This is a genomic window from Streptomyces sp. NPDC031379, from assembly GCF_055569615.1.
Window position 1 is genome coordinate 96,407 of the sequence record NZ_JBVIIT010000022.1, and the last position, 18,195, is coordinate 114,601.

An 18,195-nucleotide genomic window follows, 5' to 3' on the forward strand; every position below is an offset into this window, starting at 1 on the left:
GACAACCGCGGCCGTTCCTCGCTCCCAAGCCGCCCCACCCGCCCCCCCCCCCCCCCCCCCTCCCCCCCCCCCCCCCGGCCGGGCGCCCGCGCGGGCGCGATGCGGCCGTGAACGGCGGTGGTGGGGCCGGAGTCGAGCCCGCGCTCGGCGACGTACCGCCAGGCCTCCGCGTCCGCGTGCAGGTCCACCAGCAGCGCGGTCTGCGCGGCGGAACGCAACCGCAGCTCCTCGCGGATCCAGTGCCAGGGCAGCGCGGTGTAGCGGACGGTGGCCGCGGTGGTGCGGGCCAGCGCCAGGTGCGGCAGCCGCTGACGGCGGTCCAGGTGGAGCTGACCGGTGACGTACACGGTGAGCGGGCCCGGGGCGGCCGCGGCGGCACGCAGCCGGGTCAGGACGGCCTGCGGCTCCAGCGGGTCGGCCAGCTCCACCACGTTGGCCGTGTCGGTGCCGGACAGCACGGCCGGGGCGACGGCGGCCAGCACCGGCAGCACACCGGCCGCGTCCACCAGGCGCCCCCGGCCCAGCGGCGCGGCCGCGAGCAGCAGCACGGTTCCGGGCATCGGTCCTCCCCCTGTAGGCCCTGTGGGTCCGTGGATCCGTAGATCCGCTCTCCAGCCAGCACCGTAGCCGCTGCTGCTGCAAACCGGCGCCTCAGGTCTGCAAACGTCCCCGTTCGAGGGCTTCGCCCCCCTCCCGCACCCGCCGCACCGCGAACACCGTGGTGTCGTCCTCCAGCCGGCCGCCGCTGTGCCGCAGCACACCGTCGCGGACCCGGCGCACCAGGCGCCGGGGTTCGGTGCGGCGCGGGTCGGCGGTGACCGCGCGGTCGACCTCGCGGAACAGCGGGTAGAAGCGGCCGGGACCGTCGCGGGCCTCGGTCACCCCGTCGGTGACCAGCAGCAGGGTCTCGTCCGCTGCGAGCGGCACGCGGTGCACCGACGGCAGGCCGCCCTGCAGCTCGGCGAGGCCGAGCGGGAGCCCGTCGCCGGCGGGCAGCTCACGGGCCCCGCGCGGGCCGACGGCGAGCGGGGGTTCGTGGCCGAAGTTGACGACGTCGATCGTGTCCGGGGCGTCCTCGGTGAAGCCGATCAGGACGGCGGTGGCGAAGCGGTCACCGTCGTGCCGGCCGAGCGCGGAGGTGTGGAGGCGGTGCCGGAGCATCCGGGTCTCCAGGCGTTCGGCGACCGTCGCGAGGTCCGGCTCGTGGTAGCCGGCCTCGCGGAAGGTGCCGAGCAGCGCGGCGGCGGTCTCCACCGCGCCGAGGCCCTTGCCCTGCACATCGCCGACGAGGACGCGGGCGCCGTGCGGGCCGGGCTGGATGTCGTAGAAGTCGCCGCCGACCCGGGCGTCGACGTCGGCGGCCAGGTACACCCCCGCGTGTTCCAGACCGGCCCAGCGCGACGGCAGCGGGCGCAGCACGGTACGGCGGGTGGTCTCGGCGATGTCCCGGATGTGCAGCATCTGCCGTTCCCGGCGCACCCGTACGGCGGCGGCCAGGGTGGCCAGCAGACCGCCGACGGCCACCAGGACGAAGTCCGCGAGCCCGGCCCGGTACTGGTCGGGCCAGGCGTCGTCGACGACCACGTAGGTCACCACCGACACCACGCCGAAGGCGGCCGTCGTCCACACCCCGCAGATCGCGGCGGCGATCCCGGGGACCAGGACGATCCAGGAGATGATCCGGAACCGTTCGCCGGTGCCGAAGTCGAGCAGCACGATGCCGACGAGCAGCAGCAGGGGCACCACCCAGGCGATGCTCCGGCCGCGCACCCGCAGCAGCTGGCGCCGCCGCCCGTACTCCATCTCCGTCACGTCGGGCAGCCCTCCATGCCCCTCAGCGAATCACGGGGGAGAACGGCACGCATCCGGGCACTCGTCACTCTCCTGGCCGATTTGCCAGGCCGTGCCCTCCGGTGTGCCCTGGAGACCGGGGGGCGAGGAGAGAGGAGTGCTCTCATGGCTCAAGCGGCACCCGCGCCCGGAGGAATGCCGCGGCGCACCGCACTACCCGAACCCGGCGGCCGGGTCCCGGCCATCGGATACCGGGCGCCCGACGTGTTCAGCGAGCGGACGCATGCGACGGCCCGGTGGGTGCTGCCCGCGGTGCTCGGCCTGGTCTACGGCTACTGGGCCGCGGCCAACACGCGGGACGGAGGGCCCATCACCGGCTGGAACCTGCTGTTCGGTTTCGTGACCGCGTTCGTGTTCTTCGCCGTGTACCGGGGCCTGGAGGCCGCCGGGCCGCGCCTGAAGCGCGAGGTGCACGCGCTGGCCTGGGCGGCCTTCACGGGCATCGCCGTCGGGTTCCTGTTCAACCTGAGCGGCGACGGCCACTCCGTCCTGGCGTCCACGATCCTGGGCCTGGCGTTCGCCGTCTCCATGTTCGCGGTGTTGTTCTACCGCTACTACACGCGCGAGGACGCCGCCGGGCACCGGGTCCGCTGAGCGTGACGTGTGCACGTGGGCCCCGGCCGGAGCGGCCGGGGTCCACGTGCTCCCCTGTGTTTCCCTCCACCTCACCAGCCTCCCCAGCACCAGGAAACACCCGTTCGGGCGAACCCTCCACCGGAGACCGCGATCCCGGCCGCACCACAGGCCGCGACCGGATGTCACCCGTACGGCCCGGATTTCCGCCCGGATGCAGTCCTCCCGCTCGCCGGACGGACTCCGCGGTCCTTGCCTGGAGGCGTGTCCCCACGCCTCAGGAACGCCCTGTCGGCCGTACTGATCACCCTGTCCTGCCTCCTCGTGCCCTTCGGCGCGCTGGCGGCCTGGGCGGCGTACGGCCTGGCCGACACGGGCCGGTACGTCACCACCATGGCCCCGCTGGCCGCCGACCCGGACGTGCGGGAGGCCGTCGCGGACACGGTCGGTGACGGCATCCTGCGCACGGTGGAGCCGCACATGGACGTCCGCGTGCTGCACGGTTCGGTCCGCCCGTTCGTGCACGAGGCGGTGCGCTCCTTCACGCACACCGAGGCGTTCCGGGTGGCCTGGGACACCGGCAACCGGGTCACGCACGACGCGATCCTGCGCGCCCTGCGCGAGGGGGACACAGGCGACGTCACCGTCGACTTCGCCCCCGTCACCGCCCAGGTCAAGCGCCAGCTCACCCTCGACCATGTGCCGCTCGCCCAGCGCATCCCGGTGGAGCACACCGCGGTCGCCGTGCTGCCGGCGGACGAGCTGGTCAGGCTCCGGAAGGGGTTCCACGTGCTCGAGGTCGCCGGCTTGTGGCTGCCGGTGGCGGCCGTCGTCTTCGCCGTCGCCGGGATCGGCCTGGCCGTCCACCGCCGCCGGGCCGTCACCGCGACCGCGCTGGGCACGGCCCTCGGCGGCGCCCTGCTCGTCCTGGCCCTCGCCGTCGGCCGCCGGCTGACCCTGGCCGACCTGCCCGCCGACGCGCCGCACACGGCCGTGGGCGCCGTCTACGACGCCCTCACCGGCACCCTGCGCACGGTCGCCTGGCTCCTGCTCGGCCTCGGCCTCGCGGTGGCCCTCGTCACCTGGCTCAGCCGCCACCTGCGGCCGGCCCGCGCCGCGCGACGCGGGCCAGGGTCGCCAGCGCCCTCCGCAGCTCCGGCTCAGGCGCGGACGCGAGCCCGAGCCTGACCGCGTCCGGTGTCCGGGCGGGGCCGACCGCGAAGGCCGTGCCCGGGGTGACCGCGATGCCGTGCGCCCGCGCGGCGGCCGTGAAGGTGTCCGCCCGCCACGGCGCGGGCAGCTCCCACCAGGCGAAGTAGGCCGCCGGATCGGACCGTACGGCGAACCCGGCCAGATGCTCGGCGACCAGCCGCTGCCGGTGCCGCGCGTCCCGCCGCTTGGCCGCCACGAGCCGGTCCACGGTCCCGTCCGCGATCCACCGCACGGCCGCCTCCAGCGCGAACCCGCCCGCGCTCCACCCGCCGGACCGGATGGCCCGCGCCACCTCCTCGGTGCGCCCCTCCGGTACGACGGTGAAGCCGACCGTCAGCCCCGGGGCGACCCGCTTGGACAGTCCGTCGACGAGGTGGACGAGCCCCGGCGCGAGCGCCGCGAGCGGGGGTGTGCCCCCCGGGTGCAGAAAGGACCAGATCCGGTCCTCGACCACCGGTGTCCCCAGCCTGTGGACGGTCTCGGCCAGCTGCTCGAGCCGCCCGGCGCCCGTCGTGCGCGAGGTCGGGTTGTGCAGGGTCGGCTGGAGGTAGAGGGCGGACAGGGGGGCGGTGCGGTGGGCGGCGGCGACGGACGCCGGCAGCAGGCCCTCCTCGTCCGTCGCGAGCGGGACCAGGACGATGCCCAGGCGGCCCGCGATCTCCTTGACCAGCGGATATGTCAGCGGCTCCACGCCCACCCGGCCGCCGGGCCGTACCAGGGAGGCCAGGGTCGCGGCGATCGCCTGCCGGGCGTTGCCGGTGAACAGCACCCGCGCGGCACCGGAGCGCAGACCGCCCTGGGCCAGCAGGGAGGCCACCGCCTCCCGGGCGGCCGGGGTGCCCGCGGCCGCGGCCGGCCGCAGCGCCTGCCCCAGCGCGTCCGGCCGCAGCAGCGGCGCGAGGGCCGGGGCCAGCAGCTCCGACTGGCCCGCCGCGGCGGGGTAGTTGAGTTCCAGGTTCACGGCCCCGGCACCGGCCGCCTCGGCCAGGGCGTGCCCCGGCTGCCCGTCCGGTTCGGTGGCCCGTACGAACGTGCCGCGCCCCACCTCGCCCACCACCAGCCCCCGGCGTACGAGTTCGGCGTAGACCCGGCCGGCCGTCGACGGCGCGACCCCGTGCCGCCGGGCGAACGCCCGCTGCGGCGGCAGCCGTTGGCCCGGCCGCAGCCGTCCACCACTGATGTCGTCGGCGATCCGGTCGGCGATGCGCCGGTAGTCGTCCACGTGTCCCCCTGTTCGTACCGGTGCCCTCGATTGCACCGAGGGCAAAGATCTTATTGCACCGAGGAGTTGGGGCACCTAGGGTCGCTTCCATGCCTCCCTTCCTCGCATACGAGGACAAAGACCCCGGCACCTCCTCCCGGGTTCCCCTTGTCCTCGTCCACGGCCACCCCTTCGACCGCACGATGTGGCACCCACAGCTGACGGAGTTCTCCGCCGGCCGCCGGGTGGTCGTCCCCGACCTGCGCGGCTACGGCGCCTCCCCCGTCACCCCCGGCTCGGTCCCGCTCTCCCGCCACGCCGAGGACATCGCCGGCCTCCTGGACTCCCTGGGGGTGGACGCCTTCGTCCTCGCCGGCCTGTCCATGGGCGGCCAGATCGCCATGGAGTGCTACGGCCGCTTCGGCGACCGGGTCCGCGGCCTGGTCCTCGCCGACACCTTCCCGGCCGCGGAGACCCCCGAGGGCAAGCGGGGCCGCAACGCCATGGCCGACCGGCTGCTCGCCGACGGGATGCGGGGCTACGCCGACGAGGTGCTGGAGAAGATGGTCGCCCCCACCGCGCACCCCGAGGTCAAGGCCCACGTCCACCGCATGATGACGGCCACCTCCCCCGAGGGCGCCGCGGCCGCCCTGCGCGGGCGGGCCGAACGCCCCGACTACCGGGACCTGTTGACCAGGGTGCGCGTGCCCGCCCTGGTCGTGGTCGGCGCCGACGACACCTACACGCCCGTCTCCGACGCCGAGGCGATGCACGCGGCCCTGCCCGACTCCCGGCTGCACGTCATCGAGGGCGCCGCCCACCTGCCCAACCTGGAGCGGCCGCGGGAGTTCAACCGGGTGCTGGCCGGCTTCCTGGCGCGGCTGGACGGGTGATCGTAGGCTCGCTCCCGTGACCCGAAGCCGCGGACGCAGGATCGGCGCCTGGTGTGCCGGACTGCCGCTGGCCGGTGTGAGCGTGGTCGTCGGCTGCCGGGTGGCCGACACCGACGGCATCACCCCCGTACCCCAACTCCTCGCCTTTCTGCCCTGGCTGCTCGTGCCGACCGGCTTCGCCCTGCTCTGCGCACTGCTCGCCCGGTGGTGGACGGGACTGGTGTGGGGCGTCGTCGTCCTCGGCCTGCTCGCCTGGTACCTGGAGCCGTACGGCACCGCCGACGAGCCCGGCGGACCGCCCCTCGCCGCCGTCCGCGTGCTCACCGCGAACGTCGAGTTCGGGCGCGGCGCCCCCGCCCTGGTGCCGGTGGTCCGCGACCGGCGTCCGGACGTGGTGTTCGTACAGGAGTGCGAGTACACCTGTCAGGCCACCCTGGAAGCCGACTTCGCGGACGCCTACCCGTACCGGCAGGCGGTGCGCGCGGCCGGCTCCCACGGCTCCCTGATCCTCAGCCGCTTCCCGCTCGAGCCGACCGCGGGCGTCGACGGCACGATGGGCATGCCCGGCGCCGTCGCCGACGTGCGCGGCCACGCCGTACGCCTCCAGCTCGCCCACCCCATGCCCCCGCTGCCCAGCCAGCTCGGCCTGTGGCGCCGCGAACTCGGCAGGCTCCGCGCCTTCGCCGCGGCGGACAAGGGCACCCCCACCATCCTCGCGGGCGACTTCAACGCCTCCCAGGACCACGCGGCCTTCCGCCGCATCCTGGACACCGGCCTGACCGACGCGGCCCGCCTCGCCGGCCACGACCGCACCCCCAGCTGGCCCTCGCGCACCGCCTCCGTCATCGGCGCCCAGATCGACCACGTCCTGCTCTCCCCGGACTTCACCGCGACCGGCGCCCACTTCCTGCGCCTGACCGGCAGCGACCACCGCGCGCTCGTCGTCGATCTCACGCTCCACCAGCGCGAATGAGCCGAACGGCCACCTCCGCGGCGCCCGGCCGGCCGGACCGGGGCCGCCATAATGGGCGCATGCCCCGAGAGTTCCCCATCGGCCTCACCCCGCCCGACTGGCTGGTCCGGAACCTCCAACCGCAGCAGGCACCCGTCAACCGGGCCGCCGTCGCCCGCGCCGCCATCGGCATGAGCCTCCCCCTGGCGATCGGCCTCGCCGCCGGCCGCCCCGCCTACGGCGCACTCGCCTCCATGGGCGCCCTGTCCGGCGTCATCGGCGACACCGCCGACGCCTACCGCATGCGCATCCTCAACATCGCCGTCCCGCAGCTCTTCGGCGCGGTCGGCGTGACACTGGGCGCACTCGTGTACGGGCAGGGCTGGTACGCGGTCGTCGCCGTCACCGGGGTGGCACTGCTGTCCGGCATGATCTCGACGATCGGCGCGGTCGCCTCGGTCTCGGGCCTGCTCCTGCTGCTGAACTGCGTGATCGGCGCGGGCCTTCCGCTGCCCTCCCCCTGGTGGCTGGCCCCCGCCCTGATGACCGGCGGCGGCCTCCTGGTCCTTCTCCTCGCCCTGCTGGCCTGGCCGTTGCGCTCGGGCGTCCCCGAACGCACGGCGGTCGCCGCCACCTACCGCACGGCCGCGGTCCTCCTCTCCGTCTCCGGCACGGACCGCACCGAGGAGTACGACGAGGCCCGCCGTGCCGTCACCCAGTCGCTGAACCAGTCCTACGACCTGATCCTGGCCCGGCGCGCCCGCCACCACGGCCGCAGCGGCGAACTCACCCGCCTGCTCGCCCAGTTGAACGCGATCACCCCGCTGGTCGAGGCCGCCCCCGCGGCCCACCTGGCGGGCCGGCCCCTGCCCCCGCAGATCCCGGAGTCCGTCCACCACCTCGCCCGGGCCGTCGCGGCGGGCTACACCGGCCCGATAGCCCTGGACCTCCCCCTCCCCACCACGGAGACGGCCCGCGCGGTCGACCACGCCCTGCGCCACACGGCCGAGGTCGTCGCGGCCCCCGACGTCGACCCGCGCGGCATCGACGACCGCCTCGGCCGCCCCGCCGCCCTCGGCATCCGCACGGCCCGCGCCGCCCGCAACGTGGTCCTCTCCGCCAACTCCTGGCGCTACGGCCTGCGCCTCGCGCTGTGCATCGGCATCGCTCAGGCCCTCGTCTCCCTGATCCCGGTGCCCCGCTCCTACTGGGTGGCCCTGACCATCACCTTCGTCCTGAAACCCGACTTCGGCTCGGTCTTCTCCCGCGCCCTGCTGCGCGCCCTCGGCACGGTGGCCGGCCTGGTGATCGCGGCGGTGGTCCTGGCGGAGGTGCCCCTGGGGTGGTGGGACGTCCTGGTCATGCTCGTGCTGGCCCCCCTGATCCCGGCGCTGACCCCGCGGGGCTACGGCTACCAGACGGCAGCCATCACCCCGGTGATCCTCCTGCTCTCCGACATCCTCAACCGCCAGGGCACGGCACTGCTGCTCCCCAGGCTGGCCGACTCCCTCCTCGGCTGCGCGATCGCCCTGATCGCCGGTTACCTCCTGTGGCCGGAGAGCTGGCACACCCGCGTCGGCGACCGGCTGGCGGACGCGGTGGCGGACACGGCGACCTACGTGGAGACGGCCTTCGCCACCGACTGCGACCCGGCCGCCCGGGCCCGCATGCGCCGGCGCCTCTACCGCGACCTCTCCGTCATCCGCACCGAGTTCCAGCGGGCCCTGACCGAACCGCCGCCGACCGGTCGGCGCGCCGCCGCCTGGTGGCCGCTGGTCGTCGCCGTGGAACGCATCGTGGACGCCACGACGGCGGCCCGCGTCCGCGTCCGGCACGGGGCCGCGCCCCCTTCCACGGCCGAGATCGCCCAGGTCACCCTGCAGCTCCGGGAGCTGTCGCAGGGGGTACGGAACGCGGAAACCCTGATCGCGGTACGCACGGATCTCACCGGTCCCGCCGGCAGTGTCCTGGAGCCGCTCCGCCAGGAAGTGGCGGCGGCCCGGTCGATCGCGTCCCCACACTGAGCGCTTCGCTAACCTTACGTGTCCGTCCTGGCCAGGGATTGACGGGCATCAACTCACGAAGGGTTGCGCACATGGGCATTCTCACTCTCCTGCGGAACGCATTCGGCCGCTCACGCAAGGCACGAGCCACCGAGCCGGAGGGTACGGACGTCCTCCCCACGCAGCCCCCGGCCGGGGAGACCTCGACCCCGAAGACTCCGGCCCCGGAAGCCCCGGCCGCCGAGCCCTCGACACCGAAGGCCCCGGCCGCGGCCGCGGAGAACTCCGACCCCCACGAGCCCCGCACCACCGCTCCCGAGGCTCCCGAGGCTGCCGAGTCCGAGCCCCGCACCCCGGAGATCCCCGAACCCCGCCAGGCGTCCCACGAGGAACACGACCTCGTGACAGCGGCCTTCAACAACGTAAAGGTCCCCCGCCCCGCGGAACCGACAGAACCCCAGCCCCTTGAGCCGACCGAGCCGGAGCCGGTGGTGTCGGCTGAGCCGGAGGCCACGGCAGAGCCGACCGAGCCGGTGGCGGCAGCTGAGCCGGAGCCGGAGCCGGAGCCCGTGATGTCGGCTGAGCCGGTGACGGCAGCTGAGCCGGAGCCTGAGGCGGCAGCTGAGCCGGAGGCGGAGCCCGAGGCGGTGGCTGAGCCGGAGCCTGTGGTACCGGCTGAGCCGGTGACGGCAGCTGAGCCGGAGCCTGAGGCGGCAACCGAGCCGGAGCCTGAGGCGGCGACCGAGACCGAGCCTGTGGTGTCGGCTGAGCCGGAGGCGGAGCCGGCCGAGAAGACGACCGTCCCGCAGGCCGCCGACGGCGAGGACACCCCGCAGGGGCCACCCGCAGCCGACGACGAGACCCGCACGGGTGGTGCGGGTGGGAACCCGGACGCCGAAGGCGAAGCCGAGGCGAACCCGGAGACGGACGACAAGCCCGCCGCACCCCGAGCCGCCGACGACCAGAACGCGGAACCGGAGACGGACGACACGCCCGCCGCCGACAGCGAGGGCAACGCCAAGCCGACCCCCGCCACCCCCCTCGCCAAGGTCAAGTCCCGCACCCCCTCCCTCGCCACCGCCTACAAGGCCGCGACGACCACCCTCAAGAAGACCGACCTCACCGGCACCCGAGCCAGGCTCTACCTCGTGCTCGACCGCTCCGCGAGCATGCGCCCGTACTACAAGGACGGCTCCGCCCAGGCCCTCGCCGACCAGACCCTCGCCCTCGCCGCGCACCTGGACCCGGAGGCCACGGTCCACGTCGTCTTCTTCTCCACGGAGGTGGACGGCACCACCGATCTCACCCTCACCCCGGACCACGAGACGAAGATCGACGACACCCACGACGCCCTCGGCCGCATGGGCCGTACCAGCTACCACGCCGCCGTCGAGGCCGTCCTCGCCCACTACGACAAGAACGCGGCCCCCGGGACCCCCGCCCTCGTCGTCTTCCAGACCGACGGCGCGCCGGACGCGAAGACCCCCGCGACCCAGGCCCTCACCGCCGCGGCGGAATCGCACCCCGCCCTCTTCTTCTCCTTCGTCGCCTTCGGTGAGCACGACAACAAGGCCTTCGACTACCTCCGCAAGCTGAAGACCGGCAACACGTCCTTCTTCCACGCGGGCCCCACCCCCCGCGAGCTGACGGACTCGGAGCTGTACGACGGCGTGCTCGCCACCTGGCGGCCGTGACGGACGACGACGCGCGGTGACCACCGGGCCGCCCCTTCCCAGCCTGTAAAACGGGAAGCGGGCGGCCCACCCGTCTCGGCTACCATTTCAAGGTTCGTAAAACAACCCGACCTGGGAGCAGCCCGCGATGGCTCGACACCTCATCACCAGCGCCCTTCCGTACATCAACGGGATCAAGCACCTGGGCAACATGGTGGGGTCCATGCTCCCGGCGGACGTGTACTCCCGCTACCTCCGCCAGCGCGGCCACGACGTCCTGTACATCTGTGCCACGGACGAGCACGGCACCCCCGCCGAGCTGGCCGCCAAGGAGCAGGGCCTCGCGGTGGACGCGTTCTGCGCCCAGGCCCACGACGCCCAGAAGGCGGTCTACGACGGCTTCGCGCTGGCCTTCGACTACTTCGGCCGCAGCTCCTCCCCGGAGAACCGGGACATCACCCAGCACTTCGCCCGCAAGCTGAACGAGAACGGCTTCATCGAGGAGCGGGCGATCCGGCAGGTGTACTCCCCGGCCGACGGCCGCTTCCTCCCGGACCGCTATGTCGAGGGCACCTGCCCCCACTGCGGTTACGACAAGGCCCGCGGCGACCAGTGCGAGAACTGCACCCGCGTCCTGGACCCGACCGACCTGATCAACCCGCGCTCGGCGATCTCCGGCTCCACGGACCTGGAGGTCCGCGAGACCAAGCACCTCTTCCTGCTCCAGTCGAAGCTGCAGCACGAGGTCGAGCAGTGGGTGGCCCGGCACGAGGACGACTGGCCGCAGCTGGCCTCCTCGATCGCCCGCAAGTGGCTGAACGAGGGCCTGCACGACCGTGCGATCACCCGTGACCTGGACTGGGGCGTCCCCGTACCCGCGGACACCTGGCCGGAGCTGGCGGCCGAGGGCAAGGTCTTCTACGTCTGGTTCGACGCCCCGATCGAGTACATCGGCGCGACGAAGGAGTGGGCGGACCAGGACCCGGCGAACCGCGACTGGAAGTCGTGGTGGTACGACGTGGACACCGAGGTCCGCTACACGGAGTTCATGGCCAAGGACAACGTCCCCTTCCACACCGTGATGTTCCCGGCCACCGAGCTGGGCGTGCGCGAGCCGTGGAAGAAGGTCGACTACGTCAAGGCCTTCAACTGGCTGACGTACTACGGCGGCAAGTTCTCCACCTCGCAGAAGCGGGGCGTCTTCACCGACCAGGCCCTGGACATCCTGCCCGCCGACTACTGGCGCTACTTCCTGATCGCCAACGCCCCCGAGTCGGACGACTCGTCGTTCACCTGGGAGCACTTCACCGCCACGGTGAACAAGGACCTGGCCGACACGCTCGGCAACTTCGTCAACCGGGTGCTGTCCTTCTCCCGGAAGCGCTTCGGCGACGACGTGCCCGCCGGCGGCGAGCCCGGCGAGGCGGAGGCGAAGCTCGGCGAGGAGATCGCGACGCTCCTCGCCGAGTACGAGACCCACATGGAGTCCCTCCAGTTCCGCAAGGCCGCGGCCGCCCTGCGCGCACTGTGGTCGGCCGGCAACTCCTACCTGGAGGAGAAGGCCCCCTGGCTGGAGATCAAGACCGACAAGGACGGCGCGGCCCTCACGCTGCGTACGGCGATGAACCTGATCCACCTGTACGCGGTGGTCTCCGAGCCGCTGATCCCGGCCAGCTCGGCGGCGATGCGCGGTGCCTTCGAGCTGCCGGACGACACCGCCGTCTGGGTCACCGCCGAGGAGGCGAAGGCCCTGGCGTCCGTCCCGGCCGGCACCCCGTTCACGGTGCCGCCGGTGCTGTTCGCCAAGCTGACGGACGAGGACCTGGCGACGTACAAGGAGCGCTTCGGCGGCGAGGGCTGACCCTCGCCACACCGACGACACGCGCCGAAGGGCGCCGGGCCGCGGGCCCGGCGCCCTTCGGCGTACCGGACGTGCTACTTCAGCACGCCGGCTCCGGTCGTGTTCGCCAGCTCCGCCGGCAGGTTCTTCGCCGACGTCTGCAGGCCCGCGGTGAGCGCCGGGGTCCAGTTCACCGTCGACTTGATCTTCTTCGAGGAGGCGGCGTTGTACGCGGCGACCAGATCGGTGACCGTGCCGTTGACGAGGTTGCCGCTGCCCGCGACCGAGCCGGTGCCGTCGCCGCTGAGCAGCTTGGCGACCTTGCCGCCGGACGGCACCTTCCAGTAGTTGGCCTCGGCGACGACCTGGGCCTTGGCGCGGGAGTTGATGCTGTACAGGGGCGCGTAGCCGTCGACGGTCGTCGTGTCGTACACGTTGTTGTAGACGTGGATCCGGCCGATGCGGGCCAGGGGCGCGCGCTGCACGATGCCCTTCCACACGTTGTGGTGGAGGGAGACCCGCAGCTTGCCGGTGCTGTCCTTGTCGCTGGAGCCGATCAGCATCGTCTTGTCGTGGTCGGTGAACTGGTTGCGCTCGACGGTCACCAGGTCGGAGCCGTTGGTGATGTCGAGGGCGCCGTCGTGGATCTGGTACTCGCGGCCGAAGTACTTCGGGTTGGCCTTGTCCAGGTGGGGGGCGTCGGTGAAGGTGTTGTGGTCCGCCCAGACGTGGGTGGCGCTCCGCAGGGTCACGGCGTCGTAGGCGGAGTTCCAGTTGCCGTCGTCGCCGTCCGTCGGGTCCCACTGCGGGAAGCAGTCCTCGGTCGCGGAGAAGGCCAGGTTGCGGATGATGACGTTGTCGACGCTCTTCACCTGCAGGCTGCCGCCGGTGATCCCGGCGTTCGTGCCCGGCACGCCCACGATGCTGGTGTTGGCCGGCACCTTGAAGACGATGTTCTTCGCCTGCTCGGCCTGGGCGGCGGCACGGGCCTTCTCCTGGGTGCCGGACGGCAGCTTGGAGCGGCCGTAGGTGGCGGGGTCGTACGCCTTCAGATACGCGGAGAGCGCGTATCCGGTGCCGGCCGCGTAGTCCGCGCAGCTCAGCTTCTTCCCGCTGTCGTCGGTGTCGGCGTCGATCGTGCCCTTGATCTTGATGATCCGGGGTGCGGTGTCGGAGGCCGAGCCCAGCGCCTTCACGAGCTGGGCTCGGGTGGAGACGGTGAAGGTGTGCGCGGAGTCGGCCTTCGCGCCGCCGGTGGTCCCCGTGCCGGAGGCGGCCCAGCCGTCCTTGGCGGCGAGCGTCTGGTGGTACAGGTCGACGGCGTCGGCGTTCGCGTTCATCACGAACACCCCGGCGCCGATGCCCGCGGCCACGACGGCGGCGGACACGGCGAGGGTGCGCCGCTTGCGGAGGGACCGGCGGTGGGAGGGAGCTGCCACGGAGGAGTCCTTAGGAGTGTGCTGGACATGCCTTACGACCCCTCAGTGGCCGCCGCGGACGGGAAAGTTGCCGTGCGGACGGAATTCCTCCGGGGATCTCCTCCAGGGATCTCCTCCAGGGGATCTCCTTCAGGCGGCGTATCCGAGCACGAGCGCACCGACCACCGGCGCGGCGTAGACGAGCGGGAAGGGGATGTGCGAGTACCACCGCGCCCGCGCCACGGTGACGGCGGCGCCGGCGAAGTAGGCCACCAGCCCGATCCCGGCCAGCACCCCGATCACCGGCACGAACAGCCCGGCCACCAGACCCAGGGCCCCGGCGGTCTTGGCCAGCCCCAGCCATGTCCACCACGACCGGGGCACCTGGTAGTCGTTCAGCGCCTTCACGATCCACTGCGCCCGCATGAGCAGCACCGTTCCGGAGAATCCGGCCATGAGGGCGGCGAGCAGGGTCAGGACGAGGGCGGCGATGCGCATGGGAGTCTCCTGTGAGGCTCGGTCGGGCTGCGGACACCGCTCTGACACCCGCGCCCGGCACGGTGTGACAGGAAGCGGGAAATTTTTTCTCCGGCCGCCGTGAGCGTGCCCCCGCACCCCGCCGCGCATCTGGCAAAGTACCGGTGTCGTGAACCTCCCCGAACCTCACCGGCGGCTCCTCGCGGACGTCGTCACGGCGGGCAGCCCGTACGGGCTGGTCCTCGCCGGCGGATACGCCCTCCAGGCGCACGGTCTGCTGGAACGCCCGCACGCGAACCTCGACTTCGCCACGGAGAGTTCCGCGGCCATGGAACAGATCGCCGGTGCCGTCGGCGCCGCCCTGGAGGCGCGGGGTCGGCAGGTGCGCGTCGGGCCGGTCAGCGTCCTCACCGCGCAGTTGACCGTCACGGACCCTCCGAGCGGCGAGACCTGTGCCCTGTCGCTGCACAAGGAGGCCTTCTGGCAGCCGCCGCAGCTCACCGAGTACGGCCCGGCCCTCTCCCTCGAGGACGCCGTCGGCACGAAGATCCGCGCGCTGTACGACCGGGGCGCCGCCGTCGACCTCATCGACGCGCGGGCCGCCGCCGCCCGCCTGCCCCTGCCCCGCCTGGAGGAGCTGGGCCGCCGGCACGCCCATGACCCCTTCGACCTGCCCACCCTCCAGTCCCGGCTGACCGGCACGGACTTCTACGCCGACCGGGAGTTCCTGCGGTACGGGCTCGACGAGGCACGGCTCACCGCGCTGCGGGCCTGGGCCCAGCACTGGTCCGACGACATCGCCGAACGGTTGCTGGAGGACGGCGCCTCCCCCGACGAGGAGCCCGATCCGGGCGCCGCCGGATGAGGCCCACCCGCTCCCTCGAGGCCGGTAAAAGGACTGGTAAAGTCCGCTCACTTGGCGGGGGCGGGGGCCCTCGCGGGGAGGGAATCACACGTGGGCAGACACGCCCCGAGACGGCGCCTCCTGGCGGCGGCCGTCTCCTCGTTCGCGGTCGCCGCTGCGGCCGTGTCCATAGCCGTCCTGCCGGAGAGCGGCGCCTCGGCCGACCCGGCCGCCGCGGCGGCCGGCACCACCGAGATCACACTGACCGACCCCAGCTCCACGCGTCCGCGCACCGACCGGCCGCTCGTCGCCGGCGCGAGCGGTTTCCTGCACCGGCAGAGCGGGATCTCCGGGCTGCTGTGGACGGACTACGCCGACGGCACCACCACGGTCGTGGCCACCGCGGACGGCGCCTACACGCCGTCGGTCGCGTGCGCGAACCTGGGCTCGTCCACCTGCCCGGAAGCCTGGTACGGCTCCGACGGTGACCTGGTCGCGCTGCCGTCGGCCGGTTCCGTGGCCCTCTGGGACCCGGCGACACGGACGGCGTCGTCCGTCACCTTCGCGCAACCGTACCGGGGACTGGCCGGACGGACCGTCGTCACCGACCGCGCGCTGCACGACCGTGTGGACGGCGCCTGGCGCTCGCGCGCGATCTCGCCCTCCTGGCTGCGGGTCAATTCGGGCGCGATCACGGCCGCCGACGCGCACGGTGCGCTGGTCAAGGTGGACTCGAACCTGTACTACCTCGACCTCGCCACGGCCGTCGCCACCGAGGCCTTCACCGGCGTGAGCGCCCGCCCGGTCACCGTCCAGAGCGACGACCGGTTCGGCTGGTACGAGTCCGGCTCCGGCGACCTGCACCTCAAGCCGCGCACCGACCCGGGCGGCACCGAGCAGGTCATCGACCTGCCGGCGCCCGGTGCCCTCCTGGACGGTGCCCCGGTCCTCGTCGGTGACTGGCTGCTGCTGCCGCTGCACACCGGCACCGGCACCAGCGAGCTGACCGCCGTGTCCCTCACGGACGGCTCGTCGCGCACCCTGCTGGCCAAGGCCGGCGAGTACACCGTCCGTGCCTCCGGCCGCGGCGCCCTCGTCACCGGTGGCACCGGCGCCACCGACTGGTCGGTGCGGCGGGTCGGCCAGGAGGCGGACGGCTCGCTGAGCGTTCAGCAGCTGGCGCAGGTCCCGGCGCCCGAGAACGCCAAGACGGGCCTCGCGCTCAGCCGGGGCAGCCTGCGCGTCGCCGAGGACGACCCGAGCAGCGCCTCGGACACCACCTCGGTGCGCACCCTCACGACGAACGGCGGCACCCTGCTGACCGCGTCCGAGGCGAAGACCGGGGACGCGGTCAGCCCGGTGTGCCCGTACCCGGGCACCAGCTGCTCGGTGCTGTGGGGCAACAGCGGCGCCGGTCCCGAGGACGTCTTCCTCGGCACCTACTACGACGGCGACGAGGGCGGCAGCGGCCTGGAGAACGCGGACCGGCTGGTCGCCATCGGCGACGAATGGTCCAGCAGCCGGCTGGAGTTCCACACCGGGGGCGGCTCGATCGTCGACGTCTCCGACGGTTACGCGGTCTACGACTCCGGCGGTTCCGCCCCGGCGCAGTACGTCGGCGAGTTCGGGCAGGGACAGAAGCTGAAGCGGTCCGTGCGCGCGGCCGCGCTGAACGGCTCGACGCTGTGGAGCGCCACGACCACCGTCGGCAAGCTCACCTCCTACAGCCTCGTCACCGACCGGACCCTGGCCACGGTCACCGTGCCGGGCCTGGGCTGTGTGCCGAGCGAGCTGCAGGCGGCGGGCCGCTGGGTGTACTGGGCGTGCGGCGACGGCTCGGCCGGGGTGTACGACACCCAGGCCGGTGCCTCCCGCGCGGTGGCCGGCGGTGACGTGCTGCTCGGCGACGGCTTCACCGTGCGCCACGACCACGGCTCCGACACCCTGGTGCTGACCGAGGCGGCCACCGGCGCCGTCCGGGTGATCGCCTCCGCCGTGCCCGACACCGGCCTCGCCGTGGACCGCCGCTTCAAGTGGACCGTGGACGAGTACACGGGCCTGGTCGCCTGGACCGACCTGTACGAGCGGACGCACATCGCCACCACCGGCATCGCCCCGTCGGCCGTGACGTCCTTCGAGACGGAGGCCGAGAGCTACGTGGAGCCGGGCTCGACGGCCCACTGGACCCACGCGCTGCTGTCCCGCCCGGTCACCTCCTGGTCGCTGACCTTCACCTCGGTGCAGAGCGGCGCCACCGGCAGGGCCACCCGCGCCGTGACCGGCGGCGCGACCTCGTCCCAGGTGTCGGTGAACTGGAACGGCAAGACGGCGGCCGGCACGCCGTTCCCGAACGGCCTGTACACCTGGACCCTCAAGGCGACCGGCCTCGGCACGACCTCCCCGGTCACGGTGGCCTCCGGCAGGGGATTCCTGGGCCACGGGTCCGCCGTACGCCACGACTTCGGCAGTCCGGACGGCCCGGACGGCCGGGGCGACCTGCTCACCCTGAACTCCTCCGGCGGCCTCACCTTCCAGTCCGGGACCGGCACCGGGAAGTTCGGCGAGAAGATCAGCGGCAGCGGCTGGGCCACCAGCGTCAGGGCGATCCCGTTCGGCGACCTCAGCGGCGACCGCTGCAACGACGTCCTCGTCCGGCTGAGCAGCGGGTCCCTGCGCCTGTACAAGCCGGGCTGTGGCAGGGCGGTCACCCCGAAGACGTCGTACACGACCCTCGCGAGCAGCGGCTGGACCCAGTACGACGTACTGACCTCCCCCGGTGACCTCTCCGGCGACGGCCGCCCGGACCTGGTCACCCGCGCCGCCTCCACCGGCACCGTCTACCTCCACAAGGGCACGAGCGACGGCAGGCTGGCGGCCCGCGTGAAGCTGTACGACAACTGGAAGGGCTACAAGAAGGTCATCGGCGCGGGCGACCTGAACGGCGACGGCATCGGCGACCTCCTCGCGCAGGACAAGGCCAACACCCTCTACCGGTACAACGGCCGAGGCGACGGCACCTTCGCGGCCCGCGCCAAGGTGTTCGGCGACTGGGGCGCCTCGTACAACGCGGTAGTCGGCGTCGGCGACCTCACCGACGACGGCAAGGCCGACCTGGTCTCCCGTGACACCAGCGGCAACGTCTACCGCAACAACGGCGACGGCAAGGGCTCCTTCGGCGCCCGCACGAAGATCGCGACCGGCTGGGGCGGCTACAAGACCCTGTCCTGAGCGCCGGGCGACGGAACGCGGAAGGGCTCG

13 protein-coding genes and 1 pseudogene are annotated in these 18,195 nt (G+C 73.2%); 9 read left to right on the forward strand and 5 right to left on the reverse strand.

From position 1 onward, the window contains the following. A pseudogene (locus ACZ5CW_RS29130) lies at positions 1 to 560 on the reverse strand (hypothetical protein); the annotation flags it as partial. Between the two features lie 91 nt (positions 561 to 651). Beyond that, complete coding sequence (locus ACZ5CW_RS29135) at positions 652 to 1,803, reverse strand: PP2C family protein-serine/threonine phosphatase (RefSeq protein ID WP_468606638.1); 1,152 nt, start codon at positions 1,801 to 1,803, stop codon at positions 652 to 654. A gap of 153 nt (positions 1,804 to 1,956) precedes the next feature. Between ACZ5CW_RS29135 and ACZ5CW_RS29140 the strand changes: the two genes are divergently transcribed. Both ACZ5CW_RS29140 and ACZ5CW_RS29145 read left to right on the forward strand, forming a co-directional pair. Continuing rightward, the gene (locus tag ACZ5CW_RS29140) at positions 1,957 to 2,445 is read left to right on the forward strand and encodes a hypothetical protein (RefSeq protein ID WP_468606472.1); all 489 of its coding nucleotides are present in this window, start codon (positions 1,957 to 1,959) and stop codon (positions 2,443 to 2,445) included. A 243-nt stretch (positions 2,446 to 2,688) separates the two neighbouring features. Further along, positions 2,689 to 3,612, forward strand: a complete 924-nt coding sequence (locus tag ACZ5CW_RS29145) for a hypothetical protein (RefSeq protein ID WP_468606474.1) — start codon at positions 2,689 to 2,691, stop codon at positions 3,610 to 3,612. Here ACZ5CW_RS29145 and ACZ5CW_RS29150 read toward each other — a convergent pair. Continuing rightward, positions 3,512 to 4,858, reverse strand: a complete 1,347-nt coding sequence (locus tag ACZ5CW_RS29150; protein WP_468606476.1) for an aminotransferase-like domain-containing protein — start codon at positions 4,856 to 4,858, stop codon at positions 3,512 to 3,514. The two genes, ACZ5CW_RS29145 and ACZ5CW_RS29150, sit on opposite strands and share 101 nt — an antisense overlap. A gap of 89 nt (positions 4,859 to 4,947) precedes the next feature. Between ACZ5CW_RS29150 and ACZ5CW_RS29155 the strand changes: the two genes are divergently transcribed. From ACZ5CW_RS29155 to metG, 5 genes are all read left to right on the forward strand, one after another. After that, entirely contained in the window at positions 4,948 to 5,730 is a 783-nt protein-coding gene (locus tag ACZ5CW_RS29155) for an alpha/beta fold hydrolase (RefSeq protein ID WP_468606478.1), read from the forward strand. 16 nt (positions 5,731 to 5,746) lie between these two features. Then, positions 5,747 to 6,703 (forward strand): endonuclease/exonuclease/phosphatase family protein, encoded by a 957-nt coding sequence (locus ACZ5CW_RS29160; protein WP_468606480.1) that lies wholly within the window; start codon positions 5,747 to 5,749, stop codon positions 6,701 to 6,703. 59 nt (positions 6,704 to 6,762) lie between these two features. Next, complete coding sequence (locus ACZ5CW_RS29165) at positions 6,763 to 8,706, forward strand: FUSC family protein (protein WP_468606482.1); 1,944 nt, start codon at positions 6,763 to 6,765, stop codon at positions 8,704 to 8,706. 71 nt (positions 8,707 to 8,777) lie between these two features. After that, positions 8,778 to 10,379, forward strand: a complete 1,602-nt coding sequence (locus ACZ5CW_RS29170) for a VWA domain-containing protein (protein ID WP_468606484.1) — start codon at positions 8,778 to 8,780, stop codon at positions 10,377 to 10,379. A 127-nt stretch (positions 10,380 to 10,506) separates the two neighbouring features. Further along, a complete protein-coding gene (gene metG, locus ACZ5CW_RS29175) occupies positions 10,507 to 12,219 on the forward strand; it encodes a methionine--tRNA ligase (protein ID WP_468606486.1) in 1,713 nt (570 codons plus the stop codon). A 74-nt stretch (positions 12,220 to 12,293) separates the two neighbouring features. Here the strand turns inward: metG and ACZ5CW_RS29180 are convergent, their stop codons facing one another. Together ACZ5CW_RS29180 and ACZ5CW_RS29185 are read right to left on the reverse strand one after the other, a co-directional pair. After that, positions 12,294 to 13,637, reverse strand: a complete 1,344-nt coding sequence (locus tag ACZ5CW_RS29180; RefSeq protein WP_468606488.1) for a pectate lyase family protein — start codon at positions 13,635 to 13,637, stop codon at positions 12,294 to 12,296. Positions 13,638 to 13,766: 129 nt separating this feature from the next. Further along, positions 13,767 to 14,114 carry a DoxX family protein gene (locus ACZ5CW_RS29185; RefSeq protein WP_468606490.1) on the reverse strand — a complete coding sequence of 116 codons (348 nt, stop codon included), beginning with the start codon at positions 14,112 to 14,114 and terminating at the stop codon, positions 13,767 to 13,769. A gap of 148 nt (positions 14,115 to 14,262) precedes the next feature. Between ACZ5CW_RS29185 and ACZ5CW_RS29190 the strand changes: the two genes are divergently transcribed. Continuing rightward, positions 14,263 to 14,958: a nucleotidyl transferase AbiEii/AbiGii toxin family protein gene (locus ACZ5CW_RS29190; RefSeq protein ID WP_468606492.1), complete on the forward strand. Its 696-nt coding sequence runs from the start codon at positions 14,263 to 14,265 to the stop codon at positions 14,956 to 14,958. A gap of 90 nt (positions 14,959 to 15,048) precedes the next feature. After that, entirely contained in the window at positions 15,049 to 18,165 is a 3,117-nt protein-coding gene (locus tag ACZ5CW_RS29195; protein WP_468606494.1) for an FG-GAP repeat domain-containing protein, read from the forward strand. Positions 18,166 to 18,195: the final 30 nt, after the last annotated feature.

What these genes read in the sequence shown, in the direction of transcription:
- ACZ5CW_RS29165 (WP_468606482.1), top strand. Translation starts at nt 6,763, where the DNA reads ATGCCCCGAGAGTTCCCCATCGGCCTCACCCCGCCCGACTGGCTGGTC.
- ACZ5CW_RS29140 (WP_468606472.1), top strand. Translation starts at nt 1,957, where the DNA reads ATGGCTCAAGCGGCACCCGCGCCCGGAGGAATGCCGCGGCGCACCGCA.
- ACZ5CW_RS29135 (WP_468606638.1), bottom strand. Translation starts at nt 1,803, where the DNA reads ATGGAGTACGGGCGGCGGCGCCAGCTGCTGCGGGTGCGCGGCCGGAGC.
- ACZ5CW_RS29155 (WP_468606478.1), top strand. Translation starts at nt 4,948, where the DNA reads ATGCCTCCCTTCCTCGCATACGAGGACAAAGACCCCGGCACCTCCTCC.
- metG (WP_468606486.1), top strand. Translation starts at nt 10,507, where the DNA reads ATGGCTCGACACCTCATCACCAGCGCCCTTCCGTACATCAACGGGATC.
- ACZ5CW_RS29170 (WP_468606484.1), top strand. Translation starts at nt 8,778, where the DNA reads ATGGGCATTCTCACTCTCCTGCGGAACGCATTCGGCCGCTCACGCAAG.
- ACZ5CW_RS29185 (WP_468606490.1), bottom strand. Translation starts at nt 14,114, where the DNA reads ATGCGCATCGCCGCCCTCGTCCTGACCCTGCTCGCCGCCCTCATGGCC.